The sequence below is a fragment of the bacterium genome, assembly GCA_030247525.1.
GTDB lineage: Bacteria > Electryoneota > JAOADG01 > JAOADG01 > JAOADG01 > JAOTSC01.
Genome location: JAOTSC010000299.1, coordinates 1 through 1,687, shown reverse-complemented (window position 1 = coordinate 1,687; position 1,687 = coordinate 1). Strand labels below are relative to the sequence as shown.

1 protein-coding gene is annotated in these 1,687 nt (G+C 45.4%); it reads right to left on the bottom strand.

The window, feature by feature from the left end:
- Positions 1-1,603, bottom strand: a 1,603-nt coding sequence (locus OEM52_15185; GenBank protein MDK9701476.1) for a hypothetical protein, incomplete at its 3' end; no start/stop codon positions are given.
- Positions 1,604-1,687 lie beyond the last annotated feature (84 nt).

Genomic DNA, 1,687 nt, shown 5'->3' with positions numbered 1-1,687 from the left:
GATTTGGATAGAGTTCAAACTTTTCGGGTATCTGCTGGGAGTCGTATTCTGGCGACGAATCGTATTGGACAAGAAGACGGGCGTAGAAACAATCCCAGCTACCGTTATGGGAAGTGTCGTAAGCAGTGGCTGTTACAGGGAAATCAGAACTCATTGTATTTCCAATTACAATGAGTTCACCGTTGGAATCAAACTGACTATACCAAATCTCATCCGTTAGGGAACCACCGAAATAAGAACTATAGAGCATTTGCGAGTTTGTGCAGCTAAGGATCGAAATGTATCCGTCGTCAATGCCGCCGTTATAGACCGGTTGAAATGCGTTGGGTGTGGTCGGGAAAACAGGATCCGTCGCACCTGAAAAAACAAAGTTACCGAAGCGATCGAACGAAATGTTTACTAACGATTCATAGCCGGAGCCACCAAGATAGGTGCTGTAACTAATACTTGATCCAGCGCTGTTTATTCGAGTAATAAATAGATCGAACTCAATACCATTGAATGTCGAATCGTAAGCATTGGGAGTCATAGGAAAATCTGTACTTGCAGTCCATCCAGTTACAACATATCCCCCGATCGGATCAATTATTGTTGTGTTGCCGTTATCGTGGCCACTTCCTCCTAAATATGTACTAAACACCAACTGAGTGCCCGAACTATTCAAACGAGTGAGAAAGCAGTCGCCGTCCCCACTGTTATAGGAAGTATCGTAAACCCCGGTGGTCGTAGGAAAGTCACTACTCCCAGTAATGCCTGTTACAACGATATCATCATTATGTTCGACATTTAAACAATTTCCTGCTTCAAAGGATGATCCACCGAGGAAAGTACTAAAAAGTAATTGGGTTCCGTTGTTGCTCACTCGCGTTACAAAACAGTCGAAGGAAGAATCGCTGCCGATCTGCGAATCGAAACAACCGGGTGTAGTTGGGAAATTCTGACTGTCTGTTCGTCCTGTAACGACAATGGATTCATCTGATACTTTTTTGATATCCCATACTATTTCTTCCGAAGAGCCGCCTAAGTAAGTGCTCCAGAGCAATACCGAGCCCGTGTTATTTAAGTGGGCGACAAACCCGTCCGATTGGCCTCGATTGGTTCGTTGATAGGAATTGGTAGTGGTGGGAAAATCGGGGCTATAAGTCCAACCAGCTAATAAAAATCCACCGATGGAATCACAAACTCCGCCAAAAGAATATTCGTCGTTTCTTCCACCGAGATAAGTACTGTACAATATTTGCGAGAATGTGTGATTGAATTTTGTCACAATAATATCATACATCCCGCGACTAATCGGTTGATACACCCCTCCCACAACGGGAAAATTATTGCTTAACGAAAACCCGGAACAGGTAAAATTGTTGTCTTCGTCTTTACTGGGCTTGATCCAACAATCATCGCCGCTTCCCCCAAAAAATGTACTGTAGATGAGGGGATCAATGCGTAAGGAATGGTCGGGGTTGTAACCGTTCGGGAGTGTGATACCGAACGTGTTTTGGTCGGTGAGTTCAAAAGACGCATCGATTTCCGTTCGACTCCCATTCGACGACACTTGATACACACTCGGTAGTGCCGTTCGCAACTCTCCCAAAGATGTTGGCAAAAGAAGCTCGGCAATGGGCAATGGGGGTTGGGCAATAGGGGGTCCTTCAGGGGCTCGGAATTCGGGATTCGGGGTTCGGGAGGA